21 protein-coding genes are annotated in these 22,046 nt (G+C 50.0%); 8 read left to right on the top strand and 13 right to left on the bottom strand.

Annotated features, from left to right (window positions below; translation table 11 throughout):
• Positions 1–117: 117 nt before the first annotated feature.
• From folE2 to C2M36_RS10560, 4 genes are all read left to right on the top strand, one after another.
• Positions 118–1,041: a GTP cyclohydrolase FolE2 gene (folE2, locus tag C2M36_RS10575; protein WP_105254877.1), complete on the top strand. Its 924-nt coding sequence runs from the start codon at positions 118–120 to the stop codon at positions 1,039–1,041.
• A gap of 86 nt (positions 1,042–1,127) precedes the next feature.
• Positions 1,128–1,733 carry a DUF2726 domain-containing protein gene (locus tag C2M36_RS10570; RefSeq protein WP_105254876.1) on the top strand — a complete coding sequence of 202 codons (606 nt, stop codon included), beginning with the start codon at positions 1,128–1,130 and terminating at the stop codon, positions 1,731–1,733.
• Between the two features lie 62 nt (positions 1,734–1,795).
• Positions 1,796–2,503, top strand: coding sequence for a 5'-methylthioadenosine/S-adenosylhomocysteine nucleosidase (gene mtnN, locus C2M36_RS10565; RefSeq protein ID WP_105254875.1), 708 nt, complete (start codon positions 1,796–1,798; stop codon positions 2,501–2,503).
• Between the two features lie 15 nt (positions 2,504–2,518).
• Positions 2,519–3,445: a cobalamin biosynthesis protein CobD/CbiB gene (locus C2M36_RS10560; RefSeq protein ID WP_158678922.1), complete on the top strand. Its 927-nt coding sequence runs from the start codon at positions 2,519–2,521 to the stop codon at positions 3,443–3,445.
• A 63-nt stretch (positions 3,446–3,508) separates the two neighbouring features.
• On the opposite strand, the gene tyrS is transcribed toward C2M36_RS10560, so the two are convergent.
• A complete protein-coding gene (gene tyrS, locus C2M36_RS10555) occupies positions 3,509–4,711 on the bottom strand; it encodes a tyrosine--tRNA ligase (RefSeq protein WP_105254873.1) in 1,203 nt (400 codons plus the stop codon).
• 151 nt (positions 4,712–4,862) lie between these two features.
• Here tyrS and C2M36_RS10550 point away from each other — a divergent pair, with 151 nt between their 5' ends.
• The gene (locus tag C2M36_RS10550; protein ID WP_105254872.1) at positions 4,863–6,182 is read left to right on the top strand and encodes a peptidoglycan DD-metalloendopeptidase family protein; all 1,320 of its coding nucleotides are present in this window, start codon (positions 4,863–4,865) and stop codon (positions 6,180–6,182) included.
• A gap of 54 nt (positions 6,183–6,236) precedes the next feature.
• Here C2M36_RS10550 and C2M36_RS10545 read toward each other — a convergent pair whose 3' ends face one another.
• From C2M36_RS10545 to C2M36_RS10530, 4 genes are all read right to left on the bottom strand, one after another.
• The gene (locus C2M36_RS10545; RefSeq protein WP_105254871.1) at positions 6,237–6,416 is read right to left on the bottom strand and encodes a hypothetical protein; all 180 of its coding nucleotides are present in this window, start codon (positions 6,414–6,416) and stop codon (positions 6,237–6,239) included.
• Between the two features lie 145 nt (positions 6,417–6,561).
• Positions 6,562–7,692 (bottom strand): sodium ion-translocating decarboxylase subunit beta, encoded by a 1,131-nt coding sequence (locus tag C2M36_RS10540; RefSeq protein ID WP_105254870.1) that lies wholly within the window; start codon positions 7,690–7,692, stop codon positions 6,562–6,564.
• 8 nt (positions 7,693–7,700) lie between these two features.
• Positions 7,701–9,497, bottom strand: a complete 1,797-nt coding sequence (oadA, locus tag C2M36_RS10535) for a sodium-extruding oxaloacetate decarboxylase subunit alpha (protein ID WP_105254869.1) — start codon at positions 9,495–9,497, stop codon at positions 7,701–7,703.
• A gap of 15 nt (positions 9,498–9,512) precedes the next feature.
• Positions 9,513–9,749 (bottom strand): OadG family transporter subunit, encoded by a 237-nt coding sequence (locus C2M36_RS10530; RefSeq protein ID WP_105254868.1) that lies wholly within the window; start codon positions 9,747–9,749, stop codon positions 9,513–9,515.
• A gap of 436 nt (positions 9,750–10,185) precedes the next feature.
• Between C2M36_RS10530 and C2M36_RS10525 the strand changes: the two genes are divergently transcribed.
• A complete protein-coding gene (locus tag C2M36_RS10525) occupies positions 10,186–13,149 on the top strand; it encodes a TonB-dependent receptor domain-containing protein (RefSeq protein WP_105254867.1) in 2,964 nt (987 codons plus the stop codon).
• 48 nt (positions 13,150–13,197) lie between these two features.
• On the opposite strand, the gene C2M36_RS10520 is transcribed toward C2M36_RS10525, so the two are convergent.
• On the bottom strand, positions 13,198–14,133 hold the full coding sequence (locus C2M36_RS10520; protein WP_234399157.1) for a hypothetical protein: 936 nt from the start codon (positions 14,131–14,133) through the stop codon (positions 13,198–13,200).
• A gap of 38 nt (positions 14,134–14,171) precedes the next feature.
• On the opposite strand from C2M36_RS10520, the gene C2M36_RS10515 reads away from it, so the two are divergent.
• The gene (locus C2M36_RS10515; protein ID WP_105254865.1) at positions 14,172–14,651 is read left to right on the top strand and encodes a YcxB family protein; all 480 of its coding nucleotides are present in this window, start codon (positions 14,172–14,174) and stop codon (positions 14,649–14,651) included.
• Positions 14,652–14,674: 23 nt separating this feature from the next.
• Here C2M36_RS10515 and csrA read toward each other — a convergent pair whose 3' ends face one another.
• The 6 genes from csrA to C2M36_RS10485 all read right to left on the bottom strand — a co-directional run bounded on the left by csrA (position 14,675) and on the right by C2M36_RS10485 (position 20,748).
• Complete coding sequence (gene csrA, locus C2M36_RS10510) at positions 14,675–14,869, bottom strand: carbon storage regulator CsrA (protein ID WP_105190613.1); 195 nt, start codon at positions 14,867–14,869, stop codon at positions 14,675–14,677.
• A 92-nt stretch (positions 14,870–14,961) separates the two neighbouring features.
• On the bottom strand, positions 14,962–16,179 hold the full coding sequence (locus tag C2M36_RS10505; RefSeq protein ID WP_105254864.1) for an aspartate kinase: 1,218 nt from the start codon (positions 16,177–16,179) through the stop codon (positions 14,962–14,964).
• Positions 16,180–16,200: 21 nt separating this feature from the next.
• Positions 16,201–18,801 (bottom strand): alanine--tRNA ligase, encoded by a 2,601-nt coding sequence (gene alaS / locus C2M36_RS10500; RefSeq protein WP_105254863.1) that lies wholly within the window; start codon positions 18,799–18,801, stop codon positions 16,201–16,203.
• A gap of 10 nt (positions 18,802–18,811) precedes the next feature.
• Positions 18,812–19,276 (bottom strand): regulatory protein RecX, encoded by a 465-nt coding sequence (locus C2M36_RS10495; protein ID WP_105254862.1) that lies wholly within the window; start codon positions 19,274–19,276, stop codon positions 18,812–18,814.
• Positions 19,276–20,097, bottom strand: coding sequence for a BPSS1780 family membrane protein (locus C2M36_RS10490; RefSeq protein WP_105254861.1), 822 nt, complete (start codon positions 20,095–20,097; stop codon positions 19,276–19,278). Before C2M36_RS10490 ends, C2M36_RS10495 begins: the two co-directional genes overlap by 1 nt.
• 30 nt (positions 20,098–20,127) lie before the next feature.
• Positions 20,128–20,748, bottom strand: a complete 621-nt coding sequence (locus C2M36_RS10485; protein ID WP_105190618.1) for a GTP cyclohydrolase II — start codon at positions 20,746–20,748, stop codon at positions 20,128–20,130.
• Positions 20,749–21,018: 270 nt separating this feature from the next.
• Between C2M36_RS10485 and C2M36_RS10480 the strand changes: the two genes are divergently transcribed.
• Positions 21,019–21,414, top strand: a complete 396-nt coding sequence (locus tag C2M36_RS10480) for a rhodanese-like domain-containing protein (RefSeq protein WP_105254860.1) — start codon at positions 21,019–21,021, stop codon at positions 21,412–21,414.
• On the opposite strand, the gene C2M36_RS10475 is transcribed toward C2M36_RS10480, so the two are convergent.
• Positions 21,401–22,045: a 3'-5' exonuclease gene (locus C2M36_RS10475; RefSeq protein ID WP_105254859.1), complete on the bottom strand. Its 645-nt coding sequence runs from the start codon at positions 22,043–22,045 to the stop codon at positions 21,401–21,403. The genes C2M36_RS10480 and C2M36_RS10475 overlap by 14 nt on opposite strands.
• Position 22,046 lies beyond the last annotated feature (1 nt).

Here is a 22,046-nt window from a genome sequence, read left to right as displayed (position 1 = left end):
TAATATTAACAAGGCGCTGCTTTTACATGCTGTATTAGTTATAGCACGAGTAAACTCCACATTTGCTAATTTTCAGGTAGAATACCGGGCTTTTCAGTATTACCTATGAGGAAGGCCATGCAAAACGCCATGCCAGATATTGCTAACACGAGCTCTGCTCCCGTTCAAGAAACACTAGAATGGGTGGGGATGAGTGATATTGAGCTGCCGCTGCTGGTCGAATCCGACGGCCTGGCGCCCGTGGTCGTTAACGCTAAAGCTCAGGCTTTCGTAAACCTGATCGACAAAAATGCCAAAGGCATTCATATGTCGCGACTGTTTTTGGCCCTTGATGAACTCTCTAAAGCCCCTGCGGTAACGCCACTTAATATTAAGGCTACCTTGGATAAGTTTATCAGCTCACACAGTGATATCAGCTCACAGGCCCGCATAAGTCTGACCTTTGACTTACCACTTCGTCGCCCGGCCTTGTTAAGCGATAACAGTGGTTGGAAGTTTTACCCTATCGCCATCGATGCGCGTATTGGCGACGGAAAACTGGACTTCGAAGTTGGCCTAAAGGTGACCTATTCGTCAACTTGCCCCTGCTCAGCTGCCTTGGCGCGACAGCTAATTCAAGCTAATTTTGCCCGCGACTTTGATGCCAAAGAATTAAACTTTGCCGATGTCCACGCCTGGCTTGGCAGCAGTGAAGGTATCAGTGCCACACCGCACTCACAACGTTCTGTGGCCGAGGTGAAGGTACGCTTGGGTAGCCAGGTATCGACATTCAACTTCCTGGCACTGATTGACGCCATAGAGAACACCTTGAAGACGCCTGTACAAACCGCGGTTAAGCGTGAAGATGAGCAGGAGTTTGCTCGCCTCAACGGTGAAAACCTGATGTTCTGTGAGGATGCGGCACGCAAAATCAAATCGACCCTGAATCAAGATAACGACGTGCATGACTTTTGGTTACGTATTAACCACTATGAGTCTCTGCATGCCCATGATGCCGTAGCCATTGCAACCAAAGGGATCGTCGGCGGCTATCAGCCCTAGCCAGCTAAAAGGCCCAAGAAGCTAAAATTTCAGGCACGCTTATTGCTTCAGAACGAAGGTGTCAAATATTCGTTCTGGAGTAACTCATGGAATTCGCGCTGTTATCAATACTCGTCTTAGTGGTTATCGCCTCGGTGATGGCCTCTAAGTTCACCGATAATAACGAAAACCCCTACCCCTTCGTCCGTAAAAAAGAAATATACACTCAGGTCGAAAGCGCCTTTCTCACTTTGTTAGAACGTGCCGTGGGCGATAACTATCGTATCGTCAGCCGGGTAAAACTGGCCGATATTATCGACTGCAAATCAGGGCTCACCAACAAGTCCAAACGCATTGCCCTCACTAAGCTTAAGAACAAGCAACTGGATTATGTGCTGCTCGATAAAACTAAGCTCACCATAGTTGCTGCCGTTGACCTGGTAAATAACGCCAATAAAGGAGGCCATAAAGCCCAGCGCGATTGGTTTGTCAGTGGAGCCTTGGAAACGGCCGGTATCCCCCATATTCGCATGAAGGTTAAAAGCGGTTATCGCCCCGAGGATGTACGTAACGCTATCTTATTTAAGATAGGCAAGAATGAAACCAGCAACACGCGCAAATCGGCTAACCCGCCGGTGTTGTCACCGTCACAAGCCAAGCTGCAAATGCAAACTCCAGCTATAAATACCTCTACTCAGCTGGCGGAGATTTAATGCCATATCGAGACAGCCTTTGGTATACTAAGGGCTGTTTTTGCCAATAAGTTAGAGATGCTATGAAAGTAGGTATTATCGGCGCTATGGAGCCGGAAATTGCAATTTTACGTGAGCAGATGAGTGACGTTGAGGTACTCGAGCAAGGCGGATTCACCTTTTATCACGGGCAATTAAACGGCCAAGAAGTGACCTTGGTGCAATCCGGTATCGGTAAGGTTGCCTCCGCCGTTGCCACCACTATTTTAGTCGAACAATTCCACCCTGACTGTGTTATCAACACGGGCTCTGCCGGTGGCTTTGATCAACGCCTGGCCGTAGGCGATGTCGCCATTGCCAATGAATTGCGCCATCACGACGTCGATGTCACCGCTTTTGGCTATGAATTCGGCCAAGTGCCACAAATGCCTGCCGCTTACACTTCTCACCCAGAATTAGTAAAGGTGGCTGAGCAGTCGATTGCCGAATTGGCTCAGTGTCAATCATTGGTTGGTTTAGTTTGTACCGGTGATTCCTTTATGTGTGATCCGGCCCGTATCGAACAAACGCGAACGCAATTCCCAAGCATGTTGGCGGTAGAAATGGAAGGCGCAGCCATTGCCCAAGCCTGTCACCTGCTCAATACCCCTTTCGTGGTGATCCGCTCACTGTCGGATATTGCCGGTAAAGAGTCGCCCGATTCATTTGAAGCTTACCTAGAGGTAGCATCAAAGAACTCATCGGCCATGGTGATGGCGATGCTTACTAAGCTATCTAACGTTAGCCTATAGATGCTGCCGGAGGCATTGAGCAATCACCTTGAGTTGTTGCTGTTATTGGCAGCCGTCGCCTTAGCGCGATGGCTGCCGATGCCCTCCTGGTACCACCCCTTTACCCTGCTACGGCTGGCCTACGGCGATCTCGTGGCCCGCACCTATACACCACATCATAGCAGTGCTTACCTAGGCCTAGCGGCTGTATTAAGCATTGTTCTGTGCGTATTGTTACCAATGTTGGCACTGACACTTTTTGCCCAACTGGTTTTCTACCCGGAACTGCTCTCGGCATTGGTGCTGTATTTATGCCTTGGTGATGCGCCGCTGCGCCAAACCAGTCAACGTATTGCTCAGGCCTTGCAACAAAAGCGCAAATCCTTGGCCCGGGCACTTTTAAGTAAACTCAGTAATCGTGATGTCGAGCGGCTAACAGAGCAGGGTATAGCCAAAGCCAATATTGAAATCTTAGTGCTGCGCCTGCTGCACGAATACTTCACCCCCTTGCTACTATATTGTCTGGCGGGCTACCAGGCCTGCTTTGCCTATGCGCTATTATGGCAACTCCATCAGGCCATGCGTATGCATGCCCCGCCAAATAGTCATTATCTTTTCGCAAGTAAGTGGTTACTTTCACTGTGCCAATTACCTGCACTTGTATTTTATTTATTACCTCTTGTGATCAGCAAGCATGGCAAGGTGGCCTGGCGTTATATAAAAAAATACGGCCAACATTTTTATCATCGCCCTAGCGGTTGGCTGCTGAGTGTGTTCAGTGCGGCGCTGCAGATACAACTTGGCGGCCCGGCCTATTATCATGGTGAGCGCTTCGAGCGCATGCGCATTGGCCTTTACCGCCAGCCCGAAGCGGACGATATCAAGGCTGCATTAAAGACGACTGAGATGATAAATGGCATGTGGCTGCTGGTTATCATGGCCACGTTTTTACTACTGCCCTAAAAAATGACATAAAAAAGCCACCTGGACGGTGGCTTAGTATGTATTTAGCACTGCCGCTTTTTACTAGCCCAGGGTTACCTTGGCGAAGCGACGCTTGCCGACCTGGTAAACCGCGGTAGTGCCTTTGGCTATCATCAGCTTACTGTCACTGACCTTGGTTTCACCGTCGATCTTCACCGCACCTTGCTTGATCATGCGAATAGCCTCAGACGTACTGGCTACCAGCTTGGCATCTTTTAATAGCGCCGTAATCATCATCTCGGCATCGGCACAGGCTAATGTTTGCTCTTCGATATCATCGGGCAAAGCATTTTTAGAGAAACGCTGGGTGAAATCATCATGGGCCTGCTGCGCCGCCTGCTCATCATGGAAACGAGTGATAATTTCCTTCGCCAGGGCAATTTTGATATCACGCGGGTTGGTGCCATTGGCCACGTCTGCCTTTAACGCCTCGACTTGCTCTAGGCTCAAGGCACTTAATAACTCGTAATAACGCCACATTAAATCATCGGAGATAGACATCATCTTGCCGAACATATCCTCTGGCGAGTCGGTAATACCGATATAGTTACCCAGGGATTTCGACATTTTTTGGACGCCATCTGTACCTTCGAGCAATGGCATCATTAGCACGGTTTGCGGCTTTTGACCTTCGTCTTTTTGCAGTTCGCGACCCATTAGCAGGTTAAAGCGCTGATCGGTACCACCGAGCTCAACATCGGCTTCTAGCGCTACCGAATCCCATCCCTGTACTAAAGGATATAAAAACTCATGAATAGCAATTGACTGACCATTAGCATAACGTTTTTTAAAGTCATCACGCTCAAGCATACGTGCTACGGTCTGTTTGGCCGCTAGTCTGATCATTCCAGCAGTGCCTAACTTTTCCATCCACTCGGAGTTAAAGGCAATGGTGGTTTTCTCGGGATCAAGGATTTTAAAGACTTGCTCTTTATAAGTTTCGGCGTTAGCTAACACATCTTCACGGGTTAAAGGCTTACGGGTTACATTTTTACCCGTTGGGTCACCTATCATGCCGGTAAAGTCACCGATCAAAAAGATGACTTCATGGCCTAAATCCTGGAAGGTTTTAAGCTTATTGATAAGCACGGTGTGGCCTAAGTGAAGGTCCGGTGCCGTTGGATCAAAACCAGCTTTAATTCTTAGTTTTTTCCCTGACTTAAGTCGTTCCGCCAACTCGTCTTCGAGTAAAATTTCCTCAGCGCCGCGTTTAATTTCTGCCAGCGCCGTCTGCAAGTCTGTCATTTATTTCTCCGATAAAATATGTGCTAACCGCGCGATTCTAGCGCACTTTGGCGCCGGTTTAAATGCACAAAACACTGGTATTTTGCCATTATTAGATATATGCTCAGCCTTTGGCTAAGTTTGTTTTCCTAAACGGCGAAAAAGGTAGGTTATGGTTAGCGTGGTACACAAGCTCCCCAAAAAACACAAATTGCTCATTGTGGGCTTCTTGGTGACTATTGTTACCTTGATGCTTATACCGACAGAGCGCGCCACAGCCTCAAAGGATAACGATGCCAAACCACTCGAGGTAGGCAAACGCTACGAGTTACAAATAAAGCTCGAAGATGAAGAAAAAATAGCCGACTTAAACTCAGCCGAAGAAGCACTTTCCTTACCTAGCTATGACCATAGCGATTTTGAAGTTAAAAACGGCGATAGCCTGGCCGTCATCTTTAAACGCGCCGGCTTTTCAGCACAAACTCTGCACAAACTCGTAAATACCAACGAAGAAACCAAAAAACTAACCAAGATTCATCCAGGTGAAGTACTGAGCTTTGCAAAAAACGAGCAAGGTGAGCTATTGCAGTTAAAGTATGTGCTTAGCAAAACAGACACCCTATTTGTTACTTTGAACGATGAAGGCAGTTACGATACCGCCATCGACTCCAAGGAAATTGAAACCTTAACCAAGTCGGCCTCAGGCTCGATCAACGGCAGCTTCTGGACCGCTGGTATCAGCGCCGGCCTGAGCGAAAAACAAATTATGAACTTTGCCACCATTTTTGGTTGGGATGTGGATTTCGCCAACGACCTGCGTAAAGGCGATCAGTTTAGTTTGATTTATGAAACTCACCATGTGGATGGCGAGTATATTGGCACGGGCAAGATTCTTGCCGCCGAGTTTATTAACCAAGGCGAGCGCTATGCCGCGGTAATGCACAGCGACGGTAACTTCTATACACCGCAAGGTCGCAGCATGAAAAAGGCCTTCCTCCGTGCTCCGGTTAACTTTAAATATATCAGCTCAAGCTTTAACCCGCGCCGCCTGCACCCGGTCACGAAAACGGTTAAGCCGCACCGTGGTATTGATTATGCCGCAAAAACCGGCACTCCCGTGGTTGCGGCAGGTAATGGACGTGTGATCAAGGCAGGTTATAACCGCTTTAATGGTAACTACGTCTTTATCCAGCACGGCAATACCTATGTCACCAAGTACCTGCACCTGCATAAGCGCAAGGTAAAACAAGGCGCAAAGGTTAAACAGGGTCAGTTAATTGGTACTGTGGGTGCCACGGGTCGCGTCACCGGCGCACACCTGCACTATGAGTTCTTGGTTAACGGCGTTCATCGTAACCCTAGAACTGTTAAGCTGCCGAAGTCAGAGCCGCTACCGGCCAGCGAGTTAGCCAAGTTTAAACCGATTGCCGATACCTTGTTGGCGCAATTGGAGCGTGAGCGCGAAATTCAACTGGCCATGAACAGCAAATAACAATTGTGATACGAATAAAAAAGCACCTCAGGGTGCTTTTTTTATGTCTAGTGCCTAGCGATTAAACGCTAAGTACAGTAATTGTAAGATCAGGCTAACTGCCACCAGGGGAATGATGTATTTACGAAACCGTACCATTTTATGAAGCCCCATTTGCCGCTGATAACGTTCCAATAAAGGCACGACAACGGCCAAGGCAACGAACAGGGCAAGAATAATCATAATCGCATTCATGCTTATCTTCTCCTTAATAATATACCTCCCTTATAACAGCTCGGCACGCAAATGCCTACCTTGGGATAGGCAGGCATAAAAAAGCGCACCTTAGTGAGTTCACGACCAAGGTGCGCAATGGCTAGGAAGAGCCAATTAACCGACGTTAGCCAACGAGGGCCAGTAAGATACCCGCAGCCACCGCGCTGCCAAGAACCCCGGCTACATTCGGGCCCATGGCATGCATAAGTAGGAAGTTATGTGGGTTGTTTTCCAGCCCCACCTTGTTTACCACCCGCGCCGCCATGGGCACGGCAGACACTCCCGCGGCGCCAACCAAAGGATTGATTGGTGTTTTCGAAAAGCGATTTAAAGCCTTGGCCATAAACACCCCTGAAGCGGTGCCGATAGAAAATGCCAGCGCCCCCAGTGCCAATATGCCCAGAGTTTCCACGGTTAAAAACTTATCCGCCGCCAACTTGGAGCCCACGGCCAAACCCAAAAAGATGGTGGTGATGTTGATCAACTCGTTTTGCGCCGTGCCGCTGAGACGATCCACCACCCCGCTTTCTCGCATCAGGTTGCCCAAACAAAACATCCCAACCAGCGGCGCCGCCGCCGGCAGAAACATGGCTGTCAGTGCCAATACCATCAGTGGGAAGATGATTTTCTCTTTCTTTGAGACCACTCGCAGTTGCGGCATTTCTATTTTGCGTTCCTGCTCCGATGTCAGTGCGCGCATAATAGGCGGCTGGATTATAGGCACCAAGGCCATATAAGAGTAAGCGGCTACGGCAATGGCGCCGAGTAAATCAGGGGCCAGCTTCGAAGCCAGAAATATAGCCGTGGGACCATCTGCACCACCGATAATGGCAATGGCCGAAGCATCCTTCATGGTGAACTCAAAACCGGGCACATAGTTTAGGGCGATGGCACCAAACAAGGTGGCAAAGATACCAAATTGGGCCGCCGCTCCCAGCAGCAACATACGCGGGTTAGCTATCAGGGCACTAAAATCGGTCAGCGCCCCAACACCCATAAAGATCAACAGGGGAAATACCCCGGTATCTATCCCCACATGGTAAACGTAATAGAGAATACCGTTGGGGTCGGCCATACCGGCCACTGGGATGTTAGTCAATAACGCACCAAAACCTATGGGTACCAAGAGCAAAGGCTCGAAGTTACGGGCTATGGCCAAATACAGCAACAAACAGCCCACCGCTATCATGATCAACTGGCCGGCGGAAAAGTTAGCTATGCCCGTGGCCTGCCAAAGATTAACTACTGCTTCCATAGCTCCTCCTAGGCCAACGCTATCAGCGCATCAGAGGCGCTTACCGAATCGCCTTCGCGCACCAGCACCTCGGCCACTTCACCCCCATGTAAAGCGCGCACCTCGGTCTCCATCTTCATCGCTTCCATGATGATCACCACATCCCCTTCGTTAACCTGTTGCCCCGGTTTAACTAAGACCTTGAAGATATTGCCGGTGAGCGGCGCATTAAGGGTCTCGCCACTGCTTAACACGGCGCTTTGCGGCGGGTTTTCACCCTCCCCCTCGATGGCACGAACGCTTTCCAATTCACCACCTGGGGCCACAACCACATCATATGCTTTACCATCGACACTAATGCTGTAGCGCTTAGGTCCACCCTGTGCAGAGACTTTAGCTGTGGATGAGGCTGCGGGAGCAACTGCGCCTTGGCTTGCCTCTGAGGTAGGCACAGGCTCAAAGGCATCCGGGTTATTACGGTTGGCCAAAAACTTCAAACCTATTTGTGGGAACAAGGCATAGGTCAGCACATCGTCAATGACTTCGTCGGCAAGCTGCAACTGCTGCGTTTTCGCATGTTCGTCCAGCTCGGCGGTCAGTTTATCCAGCTCAGCATCGATTAAGTCGGCGGGACGGCAGCTAATGGGCTCACCACCTTCAAGCACTTGCTGTTGCAATAGGCTATCCACTGGCGCCGGCGTAGCACCATATTCGCCCTTTAACACCCCGGCTGTTTCCTTGGTGATGGACTTATAGCGCTCGCCCGTCAAGACATTAAGCACTGCCTGGGTACCCACTATTTGCGAAGTTGGCGTTACCAAAGGCAGGTAACCAAGATCCTTGCGCACCTGAGGGATCTCTTTGAGTACCTCGTCGAGGCGGTCCGCCGCACCTTGCTCTTTAAGCTGATTTTCCATATTGGTCAGCATGCCTCCGGGCACCTGAGCTAATAGAATTCGACCATCCACGCCCTTTAGACTGCCCTCAAACTGGGCGTATTTCTTCCGCACTTCGCGAAAATACGCGGCAATCTCTTCTAACAGCCCCAAGTCTAACCCCGTGTCTCTTGGCGTGTCCTCCACTATCGCCACCATGGTTTCGGTGGCACTGTGGCCATAGGTTTGGCTCATACTGGAGACGGCGGTATCGAGCATATCAATACCGGCATCGATGGCCTTTTGATAGGTGGCCGTGCTCAAGCCCGTGGTCGCATGGCACTGCATGGCGATGGGCAAGGACACGGTTTGTTTTAATCCGGTGATTAACTCATGGGCCTCATAAGGCTTTAACAGCCCGGCCATATCTTTAATACATATTGAATGGCAGCCCATGTCTTCTAATTGCCTGGCCTGGGTTAACCACATATCCAAATTATGTACCGGCGATACCGTATAGGAAATTGTGCCTTGGGCATGAGCGCCCACATTGACAGCCGCCTTAATCGCGGTTTCCAAGTTGCGCACATCGTTCATGGCGTCAAAAATTCGAAACACATCAACGCCATTGGCGTGCGCACGCTCTACAAATTTAGTTACCACATCATCGCCATAGTGGCGATAACCTAATAGGTTTTGTCCACGCAGCAGCATTTGTTGCTTGGTGTTTGGCATGGCCTTTTTAAGCTCGCGAATGCGCTGCCAAGGATCCTCTCCTAAGTAGCGAATACAGGCATCGAAGGTCGCACCACCCCAGGACTCAACGGACCAATAGCCTACCTGATCCAGCTTGGCGGCGATGGGAAGCATATCGTCCAAGCGCATACGTGTTGCCAATAAAGACTGGTGCGCATCGCGTAATACCAGCTCTGTTAACTGTAGTTTTGACATTCTGTGCCCCTATTCTTATTGTTTTCTATACTGATGAACCGCAGCGGCAATGGCTGCAATATGGGCCTTGGGTATGCCCACCCTGGGTAACTGAGTGGCCGTCGGCAACTCAGCCTTGGTCGACTCATCCTCTCGAAGAAAGTGCGACATCAGTTTTAAAGCGCCAATCAGCAGCAGCAAAAACATAAAGACCACCAGCATCCCAGTGGCCATTAACCCCGCCGCTTCAAGCATCAGTGCTGCAATGTTCATCCTCACTCCCAGTGCTTTTTGTTAAATTTCGTAAACCTAGAGTCAACACCATACCAAATAAACGTTAATTGTCTACACCTTGTAAATTGGTATTACCAATATTTAATTTATCCAACTCTCTACTAATAACCTTAAAAACTAGCAAGTTAGAAGGAGAAATTAGGTTAAAGTCGAATATATGCGATTAAAATATCGAATATAACCCTGAGTAATAGTAGGCAAGGGGAAGCGCCAAATTGGCCGATAGCACAGATAGCGTCCAAGTTAAATTGGTAAGACCACAATAATTTGAAACAAGTATTTTTAGCCAATACCGCTAAAGGCCTTGGCACTATTGACTTTGAGGGTCTACGCTTAGAATCGCTAATAGGAACAACCGCAGTTTGATTGTCCCTGATGTATTAGAAAAATACTCTAATAACTAGGGAGAAAGACAATGTTAAAATCCAGACTTACGCTGGCGCTCCAACTCGCGCTCGGCGTTAGCATTTCCTCAATGGCCTTTATTGCCCCGCAAGCACAAGCGGCGGGAGAAGAAGAGGCCGATAAAGACATCGAAGTGATTGCCGTCACCGGTAGTCGTATTCGTCAACCCGGCGCCGTATCAGCCAGTCCCATTACGTCCATCGGTGAGCAAGAGCTGGCCTTTCAACAAGAACCTGAAGTAGAGCAAATTCTACGTACCTTGCCTGCAACCATCCCAGGTGATGGCAGTAACGTGAACAACGGCTCCGGTGGTGCCGCAACGGTTAACTTGCGTGGCCTTGGTTCGCAACGTTCACTTATCCTGGTCAACGGCCGTCGTATGATCCCATACAACTATAATGGCTCGGTAGATACTTCCGTGATCCCTGCTGCCTTGGTTGAACGTATCGACGTAATCACAGGTGGTGCATCTGCGGTATACGGTTCTGACGCCATTGCCGGTGCCGTTAACTTTATTCTCAAAGACAACTTTGAGGGCATCGCTTTAAATACCTCGCACCAGGAAACCGATGAAAATGACGGCGACAAAGACAATATTTCTTTAACCATAGGTTCAAACCTGGCCGACGACCGCGGTAACGTGGTGCTGTCATTAGACTGGACCAAGCGTGATCAGGTATTACTCGGAGAGCGCCCCCTTGGTTTGCTAGGTATAGACACAGACGATGGTTCTAACTTAGCGCAGTTCCGCAATGGCGAGCCGCCCATTCCGGCTCCGCCAGGCTGTGAAGCCCCCAATTCGGTTGAAAGCGGCGGTTCGACAACGGCTATGCCAACACGCTTTGCTATAGTGGGTGGCGGTGCCAGCGCTTCGGGCCAGTTTAGAAACGACGGCTCCCTATCTGCAGATACCTGTAGTGTATTTAACTTTAACCCGTATAACTTCTATCAAACACCTTCAGAGCGTTACTCGGGCACCGCGCTTGCGCGCTACAGCCTGACGGAAGAGCATGAAATATACTCTTCATTGACCTACAGCTCTATCTCGGTAGATACCCAGGTGGCGCCATCGGGCACCTTCGGCTCGGCCTTCGACCTGCCCCTGTTCAACCCACTGATTGGCGACCAAGCCCGTCAATTTATGATTGATGCAGGTAATAACGCGCTGGCCAATGACTTACTGGGCGAAAACAACTGGAATGACGTTAACGCTAACGGCGTGGTCGACGAAGAAGATTACCTTACCGTGCAGCTTCGCCGTCGTACCCTAGAGCTAGGTCCTCGTACTGAGCGCTACGATACGTCACTGTTCCAATTCGTCACCGGTGTGAACGGTTACGTCTTTGACGATTGGCAATATGACGTAAGCTTCCAATACGGTGAGTCAAACCGTACCACTGTACGTGCCGGTTATACCAACCTGACCAACATCCAAAACGCCCTGGAAACGGCGGACGGTGTGACCTGTTTGAACGGCGATCCTACCTGTGTGCCTATCAACCTGTTTGGTGGCTTCGGCACCATTACCGATGAAATGGCCGGTTATGCAACCGCTATTGCTCTGCAGCAACAGAAATATAGTCAACGCATCGCTACCGCTACCTTAAACGGTCCGGTGGAATTTATTGAAATTCCTAGCGCCGGTGCACCGCTGTCCATGAGCTTCGGTTATGAATACCGTAAAGAAAAAGGCCTCTTTGAGCCTGATGAGTGTTTGAAACTTGCTCCGGCAAGCTGTCAAGGTGGTGCCGGTGGTAACCAGTTGCCCATCGAAGGTGGCTTTAGCGTTGACGAGCTATTCCTTGAAGGTTATCTACCCGTTATCGATGGCATGGCCTTTGCCGAGACTCTGGATATTGAATTCGGTTTCCGTTGGGCCGATTACGATACCGTGGGCTCAAACGAAACCTGGAAACTGGGTTTCAACTGGCGCCCGGTCAGCTCTGTGCTGGTTCGCGTAATGCAGCAAGAAGCGACCCGTGCTCCTAACGTGGGTGAGATTGCTTCGCCCGTGGTTACCGGTCTAGATAACGCAGGTAGCGATCCATGTTCGGTTGCTAACGCTGGCAATATAGATGCAACCTTGCAGGCATTGTGTGAATCTACCGGCATGTCTGCCGCTCAAGTTGGTAACGTCCAAGACGTCATCTCTGGTCAGGTACAGGTTATCTCCGGTAGTGATCCGCTTAATCCGCCCGATGCGGAAGAAGCAAGTACCTTCACTGCGGGTCTGGTATGGACACCCGAGTTCGACACCCTGCAAAACTTCACCATCAGCCTAGACTATTATGACATCGATATCGATGACATTATCGGTGAGTTCTCGGCTCAAGAAATTCTTGATGCCTGTTACCAGCTAGGTGATGCTGAGCAATGTGCCAAGATCCAACGTGTTGGCGGTGACTTAACCGTGGCCGGTGCGGGTATTGAGCAATTTACTACTAACCTTAAAAACCTGCGTGCCGAGGGTGTGGAGCTTGGCTTCAACTTCGCCTGGCCTATGGATAATTGGGGTGAGTTACAGTTCTCCGGAACCATCAATAAATACCTGACTCAGGAGTCACAAAGCTCGGATACGGCGCGTATTATCGACTGTAAGGGCTACTACAGCACCAGCTGTGATCCTCTCGCAGAGCTGCGTGCGGTGCAGCGTACTACCTGGGCTATGGATGACTTTACGGTATCGCTACAATGGCGTTACACGGATGGTATAGACGTTGAGCCTGTAGTGATCGATGACTACTATGAGGAATTCCGCAGTATCGGTTCCTATAGCTACTTTGATCTGTATGCTAATTACCATATCACAGACAATATTACCGCCAGTCTCGGTATAGATAACCTGTTCGAGAAAGATCCACCGGTAGTAGGTAACGAGGCAGGTGATACCAGCTCTAACTCGGGTAACACCTTCCCAAGTAACTATGATGTACTGGGCCGTAAGTTTAAATTGGGCGTTCGCTTCCAGTTCTAAACAGCCCGTATAAGCCACTTAAGGCCGCGCTTAAGCGCGGCCTTTTTATTAATTACACTTGGGGATAGCCTCACCAGGCTTGGTCAGTGTACTCACAACAAAAGGTTCCGTCTGCGCGTCCTGTACCCGAACCTTAGCAATATCCAATACCCTAAAATCCCCCGGCGCATTGAGGTGCCACAGCCCCGATTCACGCTGCGAGAAACAAAATGCTGAGGTGTCGCCATGCACCAATAAAATAGGAAACGCCACTTGCTCGGCCAGCGCATCCAGGTGCTGACGATAAGGTGCTAACGCATCACAGTTTTGCTGTAACTCTTGTGTGCAAGGCTCACCATAATTATTGGCTTCATAAATATCGGCCTGCATAAAGATCACCGCTGCGCTCACCTGTGCTTCCAATTGCGAAGCCAACCACTGCATATTGTTGTTATCCCGCTTCTGGGCGGCGGCAAGGGCCGCTTGCGGCTCGCTTTTTAGCACTTGCGCTCGGCCATTGTTAGTGCCCACCACATGCAAGGTCAGATACTGAACATCGTCAATGCGCCATGCCTGATTTTCAACCTGCTCTTTTTGTCTGTGATAATCGGGCAGAGTCAGCTCGGATTGAGCAAAATGGGTACGAATATAGGCAAGACGCTCTAATTCATCAAAACGTGGCTCTAGGGCCGCTCTGTCACAGTCTGTCCAATCGTTGTCGCCCGGGGTATACACCAGGGGGGAACTGGTCAAGTGACTTAACAGGCTATAATTTTTTTGTAGCAAGTCATCGGTACAAGGCAATGACCCGGATTTTAAATCCCCAACATGAGCCACAAATAGATGTGGGGTTTGCTGCACCGCTTGGTATAATCGTCCATTAGGCACACTGAGCAGAGCCTCGTCGATGGGTGTATAAGGCATATCGCCAAATACCAAGAATTGCTGAGGTACGGCATTCGTCGAGCTTATAAATAGCGCCGCCATAAAAAATAAAATACGCATAATCATCCCTTACTTTAAAGTGGCTTAAGCGAGTAATCATGAACTACACCACCACTTACATCTTAAACAAAGACTACTTTAGCGAAAGCTACGAACAGTCTTTGCCCTTGAGCAACCGTAAACAACCCAAATATGGTTTGATCTTATTGTTAGTTGCACTCGCCCTGTTTAGCATACTAAAACTGCAAAACAACTACTTAGGGTACTTTTTATTTGCCTTGGCATTGCTTGAGATGGTGGCCTATAGGTATCAAAAGGCCTGGTGGATAGCGCGTCAACGCCTCTCGCGCGCCGCCGGTCACGAGGTTGAGCTGAAAATCGATGAGCAGGGAATTGGTACCACGGCCAACGGCAAAACCCGCCTGTTATCTTGGACAGACATCAGCGAAGCTGTGGCCACAGACAAGGGAGTGGTTTTGGTAACCGCTAAGGGGCATAGCCATTATCTCAGTAACGCCGTACTTAATGACGAAGTAAGAGAATTTATACTGGCCCAGAAAAAACAAAAGCCACTTTAAAAGTGGCTTCGCAACAAGCGGTATTATTCGTTACCCGGGTTTGATGAGCCCGACTTTTCTGCTTGTATTCGCATATAAATTTCTTCACGGTGTACAGATACGTCTTTAGGTGCATTCACACCGATGCGTACCTGATTACCCTTAACGCCTAATACGGTAACCGTGACTTCGTCACCTATCATCAGGGTTTCGCCAACTCGACGAGTAAGAATTAGCATTCTCTTGCTCCCATTATTCCAAATTAGTCAAAAATTCCGTCAGTGGCATTTTAATGAATAATTACTATAAAAGTAAGTAAAACTTTGCTTAATTATTCATCTGCCATGCCAAATGTTGCATGTAGTGCCCTTACTGCAAGCTCCAAATATCGCCGTTCGATCAGCACCGAAAGCTTTATTTCTCCTGAGCTGGCAATAAATACATCGATATTCTCGTCAGCAAATACACGAAAGAACTGACTGCTTATCGATGCATTTGTTTTTATACCCACACCAACCAAAGAAAGCATGGCTAAATCGTCCCTACTGGCGATATTTACGCCGGCTAATTGGTCGGTATTTGATAACGCAGTAAGCGCTTCTCGCAACTCTAAGCTGGGTATACTTATAGCATAGTCTACTTTGCCAACTTTTTGATTAACTTGATTAATAACATCGACTTCAATGCCTTTATGGGCCAACAACTCAAGTATATTCGCCAAGGTCGCAGGGCTAGCGTCACAATTATTTAGGAAAATAAGTGCTTGTTCCCTTTTAAAAGCTATACCCGACACATTTTGCTGTGGCATGGGCTCGTCCTCATCGCTTAAAACTAAAGTGCCCTGATCAGGCTCAAAACTGGATAACACCCGCAACGGCACCCGATACTGGGCCGCCGCCTCAACGGCACGAATATGCAGTACCTTGGCCCCCAGGCTGGCCATCTCCAGCATCGCTGGTACGCCAATGCTGGTAAGGCGTCGCGCCTTGGGTTCAACACGGGGGTCGGTACTGTAAACACCATTAACATCCGTATAGATTTGGCATTCTTCGGCGTTCAGTGCCCCGGCAATCGCCACCGCCGAGGTATCGCTGCCACCGCGCCCCAAGGTGGTAATATTGCCTTCGCCGTCGCGGCCTTGAAAGCCGGCGGCGATAACAATACGACCATGTTGCAGCTCCTGGCGCAAACGACGAGTATCAATATCGAGTATACGCGCCTTGGTGAAAAGGTTGTCGGTATTCATCCCCAGTTGATCGCCAAGCAGACTCACCGCCGGATAACCGCGCCGGATCAGCGCCATAGACAGGAGCGATGCCGTTACCTGTTCGCCGGTACTGACCAACACATCGAGCTCGCGAGTGCTGGGCCTGTCATCCACTTCGGCGGCCAAGGCCAACAAGCGGTTGGTTTCCCCGGACATGGCCGAGACCACGGCCACCACCTGATGGCCGAGTTGACGTTGGCGTATAATAATATCGGCGACCGCCTCAATTCGCTCTATGGAGCCAACCGAGGTGCCGCCGAATTTTTGGACTAATAGGGCCACAGTATCTAATGCAGCCTAGTATTAACTGCGTTCGCTCACCCAAGCCTCTACACTGGCTAGGGCGGCGTCAAGGTTATCTGGTTGCGTACCGCCGGCCTGAGCCATATCGGGACGACCACCACCTTTACCACCAACCTGAGCAGCCATATGGTTAACCAGTTCTCCAGCCTTAAACTGACCGGTCAGATCCTTGGTCACACCGGCGATCAGGCTAACCTTATCGCCATCGGCAACACCCAAGGCAATAATGCCCGAGCCCATTTTGTTTTTCAGATCATCAACCATGCCACGCAGGGCTTTGCTCTCGGTGCCTGCAACATTAGCAATCAATACCTTCACGCCATTGATGTCTTTAGCACCATCCAGCAGCGAGGCACCGGCGGCACTGGCCAGCTTATCGTTAAGCTGACTCACCTGCTTTTCCAAGCCCTTAGAGCGCTCTAACAAGCCTTGTACCTTGTCCAGTACATTGGCGCTGTCCGCTTTCAATAGCGCCGCGATTTGCGCTAGTTTCTCTTCTTGCGCCGCAATATGGTTTAGGGCGTCGGCACCGGTCACCGCTTCAATACGACGCACGCCCGCGGCAATACCCGCCTCGGAAACGATCTTGAATAAACCGATATCACCGGTACGCTCCACGTGAGTACCGCCACACAGCTCGATTGAGTAGTCGCCGATACTGACAACACGCACTTCGTCGTCATACTTTTCGCCAAACAGCGCCATCGCGCCTTTTTTCTTGGCGGCATCTATGGCCATCAGCTCGGTTTGCAGCGCAAAGTTACGACGAATTTCGTCATTCACTTGCTTTTCAATGCGCTGTAATTGCTCTGGTGTCACACCTTCAAAGTGGGAGAAGTCAAAGCGCAGACGATCCGGTTGCACCAATGAACCTTTCTGGTTTACGTGCTCGCCCAGCTCCTGACGCAGAGCTTCGTGGATCAGGTGAGTCGCGGTGTGATTTTTCTTAATGCGATCGCGACGCTCGGCATCGATGCGGGCATCCACCTTGTCATTCACACCGATTTGCCCTACTACCTTACCGTGATGAGCAAAGGCATTACCCAGTTTTTGTGTATCGGTAACGATAAACTCGCCGTTGGCAGTGGCCAGTACACCGGTGTCGCCCACCTGACCGCCGGACTCGGCATAGAAAGGGGTGCGGTTAAGGATCACTATCCCTTCCTGGCCATCGTTAAGCACGCTGACCTTGTCACCCTCGGCAAACATTTCCACCACGGTGGCACTATGCTGCTGAGCGTCATAGCCTTTAAATTCGGTCGACTTATCCGAGCGCAATTGGGTGTTGTAGTCGGCGCCAAACTTGCCTGCTTGTTGGGCTTTTTTGCGCTGCACATCCATACATTCCTGGAAGCCCTTTTCGTCTATAGTCAAAAAGCGCTCACGGGCCACATCCGCGGTTAAGTCCGCCGGGAAGCCATAGGTATCATATAGTTTAAAGACTACATCGCCCGGGATCACATCCCCTTCTAAAGTGCTTAGGTGCTCTTCAAGAATAGCCAGACCACGCTCAAGCGTCTTACCGAATTGCTCTTCTTCGATACGTAGAACTTTCTCGATAATGGCTTGCTTCTTGGCAAGTTCAGGATAGGCATCGCCCATCTGCGCCACCAGCTCGGCAACAAGCTTATGGAAGAAGGTGCCCTTGGCGCCAAGCTTATTACCATGGCGCACGGCGCGACGAATAATACGACGCAAGACATAACCGCGACCTTCATTTGAAGGCATAACGCCGTCAAGTACCAAGAAGGCACATGAGCGAATATGGTCGGCAATTACACGCAGTGACTTGTCTTCCATATCCTGAGCATTGGTAACCTCGGCAGCGGCCTTGATCAGTGCTTGGAATAAATCGATTTCATAGTTTGAGTGTACGCCCTGCAAGATAGCGGCAATGCGCTCCAGGCCCATACCTGTGTCGATAGATGGGTTCGGCAATGGCTCCATGGTGCCGTCGGCATGACGGTTAAATTGCATAAATACCAGGTTCCAGATCTCGATATAGCGATCGCCATCTTCTTCTGGTGTGCCCGGAGGACCCCCCCACACTTCTTCACCGTGATCATAGAAGATTTCCGAACACGGACCACAAGGGCCGGTATCGCCCATGGACCAGAAGTTATCTTTTGCACCAATGCGAGAAACGCGCTCTTTAGGCACGCCAATTTGATTGATCCAAATATCCGCAGCTTCGTCGTCTTCGGTGAACACGGTCACCCACAGCTTTTCTTTTGACAGCTGTAACTCTTCGGTCAAAAACTTCCAGGCAAAGGCAATGGCCTGCTCTTTGAAGTAATCACCAAAACTGAAGTTACCTAGCATTTCGAAAAAGGTATGGTGACGGGCGGTGTAACCTACATTCTCAAGGTCATTGTGCTTACCACCGGCACGAACACAACGTTGAGCACTGGCGGCACGGGTATATGGGCGCTTTTCGGCACCTAGGAACACGTCTTTAAACGGCACCATACCGGCGTTGTTAAATAGCAAGGTGGGGTCATTGCCCGGCACCAAAGAAGCCGAAGGCACCACCTGATGCTGGTGCTTGGCGAAATAATCTAAGAACTTCTGTCTTAGCTGTGCGGTCGTCAAATGCTGCATTGCGTTTTTCTCACTCGTCTGTCGCTTCACTTGCAAGTGCAAATTCTATTTGTTGGTAGTCAAAACCACGCGCCGTTAAGTAACGAATACGCTTGGCTTTTTCCTTATAATCTTTGTTTTTCCCCAGCGCCTTAAATTTACGCTGGTAGGCCTCTAGGGCCAGCTCGAACCAATCGACGTCCATTTCTGCCATGGCCACAGCCACCTGTTCTTTGTCCAGGCCCTTTTGCTGGGCATCGGCACTGATACGGCGCGGTCCGTGACGCTTGTCTATTGCCCGGCGAATAAAGCTGGCGCAATAGCGTTGTTCGTCCAAAAACCCTTGTTGCTCACACCAATCTAAGAGCTCGGTGGCAAAGTCCTCTGGTACCTGGCGTTGCTGCAATTTGCGCTGCACATCCTTGCGGCTGTATTCCTGCCGCCCCAGTAACCAGAGCACATAGTTCTTTTGTTTTTGCTGTTCGCGCTCATCCATTAAGCGTCAAACCGACCGTCTGAAGAAACCGATTCCTGCTCTTTAGCCGGCTCGTTTTGGCTCTTATCGACGGTGCCATTACCGCCCTCATGGTGCTGTAATTTAGGCATAAATATCGCTTGAAAGGCGATGAATAAGCTAATGTAGCAAATCGGCATAACAACAAGAAGGGGAATAAAGGACAAAATCGCACAAACCAGCATCAAGCCGGCACCGATAAGGCCATACACCGTCATCGCTGCCATATTATGATAAAACGCCATCAGACTGGCCTTCATCACCGCCCACATGGACGTGTGACCGCCAAAATAAACCAAAGGCACGGCGAAGGCAAAGGCACATAAATAAACACTAAATAGCACCAAAAACAGCGCCACCGCAGGGAAAGAGAAGCTTTGTGCCAATTGCTGCAGGGCCAGCTGCGGGTCCAGATCGGGCTGATTAAAAACCGCCACCGCGTCGGCAAACAACAGGCTGCTCACCATGCCAAGTAACAGGGCCGCGCCCATTTGATACAGACCGACGCGAAACAGGGACATGCGTCGCCCCTGCTGTGAAAACACATTAAGGATATCGGCAAACGCCACCTTGTGTCCCTGCTGACGGCGCAATGCGGCTTGATAAAAGCCAGCCAGTAAAAAAGGTGTTGCCAGCACCGCCGGGATTTTTAGCAACGGCAGAATAAAACCCAGCATGCCCACGGCGGCGATAAACAAGTACATAAACATAAAAATAAACGGCTGGTGTTGGAAGATATCCAAACCGGCTTTAAACCAGCGCGCTCCCGAGCCGGCCTTGTACACGCGTATTTCTATCGACATGATGACTGATCTTCCTTTTGCGTATTGCGCTTATGATTTCTTAATTTTTTTAATATCCAGCATGTGCGCACCATGGGCTATTTTGGTTTCCAGGTACGCCTGATTGCCGGTTTGCCCCACCTTGATATGCGCATGGGTACCAACCACGGCCTTCACGTCGATGCCGTTGTCACGCAGTGCATCAAGCTTCTTCGGGTTATTGGTCATCAGCTTAACCTGGGTGATACCCAGCGCCTTAAGCATTAAAACAGCATCGGAGAAATCCCGCAGATCATCGGCAAAACCCAGGTGGTTATTGGCTTCATAGGTGTTCATGCCCTGCGACTGCAACACATAAGCATCAAGCTTATTGTATAAACCAATGCCACGCCCTTCCTGGCGTAGGTAGAGCAGCACCCCACCCTGTTCGTGCATGAGCTCGATGCTTTCATTAAGTTGCTCGCCGCAATCACAGCGGCTGGAGTGAAAAACGTCGCCGGTCAGGCACTCGGAGTGCATGCGGATCAAGGGAGTTTGCTGTTCATCCGCTTGGTTAAAAATTAAGGCAACATGCTCCTGACCATCTTTTAAACCGCTAAAAGACACGATTTCCGCAGGAATATCACTTTTTTTGCCCACATTTAAATGGACCCTAGCTCTGACTTCGGCCACGACGACTCACTCTGTACAATAAACAATTGTGATAATATAACAAAGCCAACCCCAAAGATCAGCCCGTACTACTTAGTAAATGGGGTCAATGATAGCATGAAACAAGTGCGCCCCGCGACGCCCAAACACACAATTCAGGGAGGCAATAAGTTATGCTATGGTTAATGACATACATAAGTTTAGGACAACAAACTGGCTGACAAAGCAGTTGCTAAGGAAAATGCAGCAAGCGGCCTAGGGCCTTGCTACCGAGTAACAACAGGAAGATACATGATGAAAACCACCAGCGCGGCGCTTGTTGCCGCAATCGCACTTTTCTGCGCCCCCATGAGCATGGCTCAGGCCGAGACCACAGATATTGCCGCTCAACAGCTTTTAGTCGACCGCTTTAACGCCGAGCCGATGCAGTTATTGGATGTGCGAACCAGCGAAGAATACCAGCAAGGCCATATAAAAGGGGCCATTAATATCAGTCATAACGTCTTGGCTGAGCATCTTGGTGAGCTCGACAAGGAACGTCCGATAGTCGTTTATTGCCGCAGTGGTCGCCGCGCCGCCATGGCTATCGAGATCTTACAGGAACAGGGCTTTAAACAGGTGTATCACCTTGATGGAGACTGGCTTGGTTGGCAAAAACAGCAATTACCAGAAATCACCCAGCCGTGATCAAGGCGCTTAAGGGCACGGGCTCACGCTTGCTGACCTGATTGGCCTGCGCCAAAAACAGCTCGGCGGTGGCTAAGGCATCGCTGAGCGCATCATGAGATGTATGCGCCATCAAACCATAGCGCTGACGACAGGCATCCAAAGACAAGGCATCAAAAGCAATATCGGACCCCTGCCGCGCCAATCGTCTTTGTTCGATTTTTAAGGTATCCAAGGAAATACGCGGGAGCTGAACCTGGTGCTCTTTACACACACGCTGTAAGAATCGGGTATCAAGCAGGCTGTTATGGAACACCAAAATGCTGTCGGCACACACCGCACTGAAGCGCTCTAGTATTTGTGCCATAGGCAGGCCTTCGGTTTGCAAGCGCTCGGCGGTAATCCCATGGTAAATGGGTGATTGCGCCAGCTCCAGCACGCCATGATGAAGCAGGTGACCGCTTTGGCTGAGCTTAATTCGCTGCTGCTCTATCACCACCCAGGCCAGTGACACCACCTCATGCTCCTTGGGATTTAAACCGGTTAACTCCAAATCAACCACCACATACCTATGGGTAGTCCAGGGCTGCGACAATCCATGGGGATCAAAGCCCAACTTAGACTTTACTTGCTGCCACCAGGAATAGGTCATG

The sequence above is a fragment of the Pseudoalteromonas sp. T1lg75 genome, from assembly GCF_002964705.1.
GTDB lineage: Bacteria > Pseudomonadota > Gammaproteobacteria > Enterobacterales > Alteromonadaceae > Pseudoalteromonas.
This window is presented reverse-complemented; position numbering and strand designations above follow the sequence as displayed.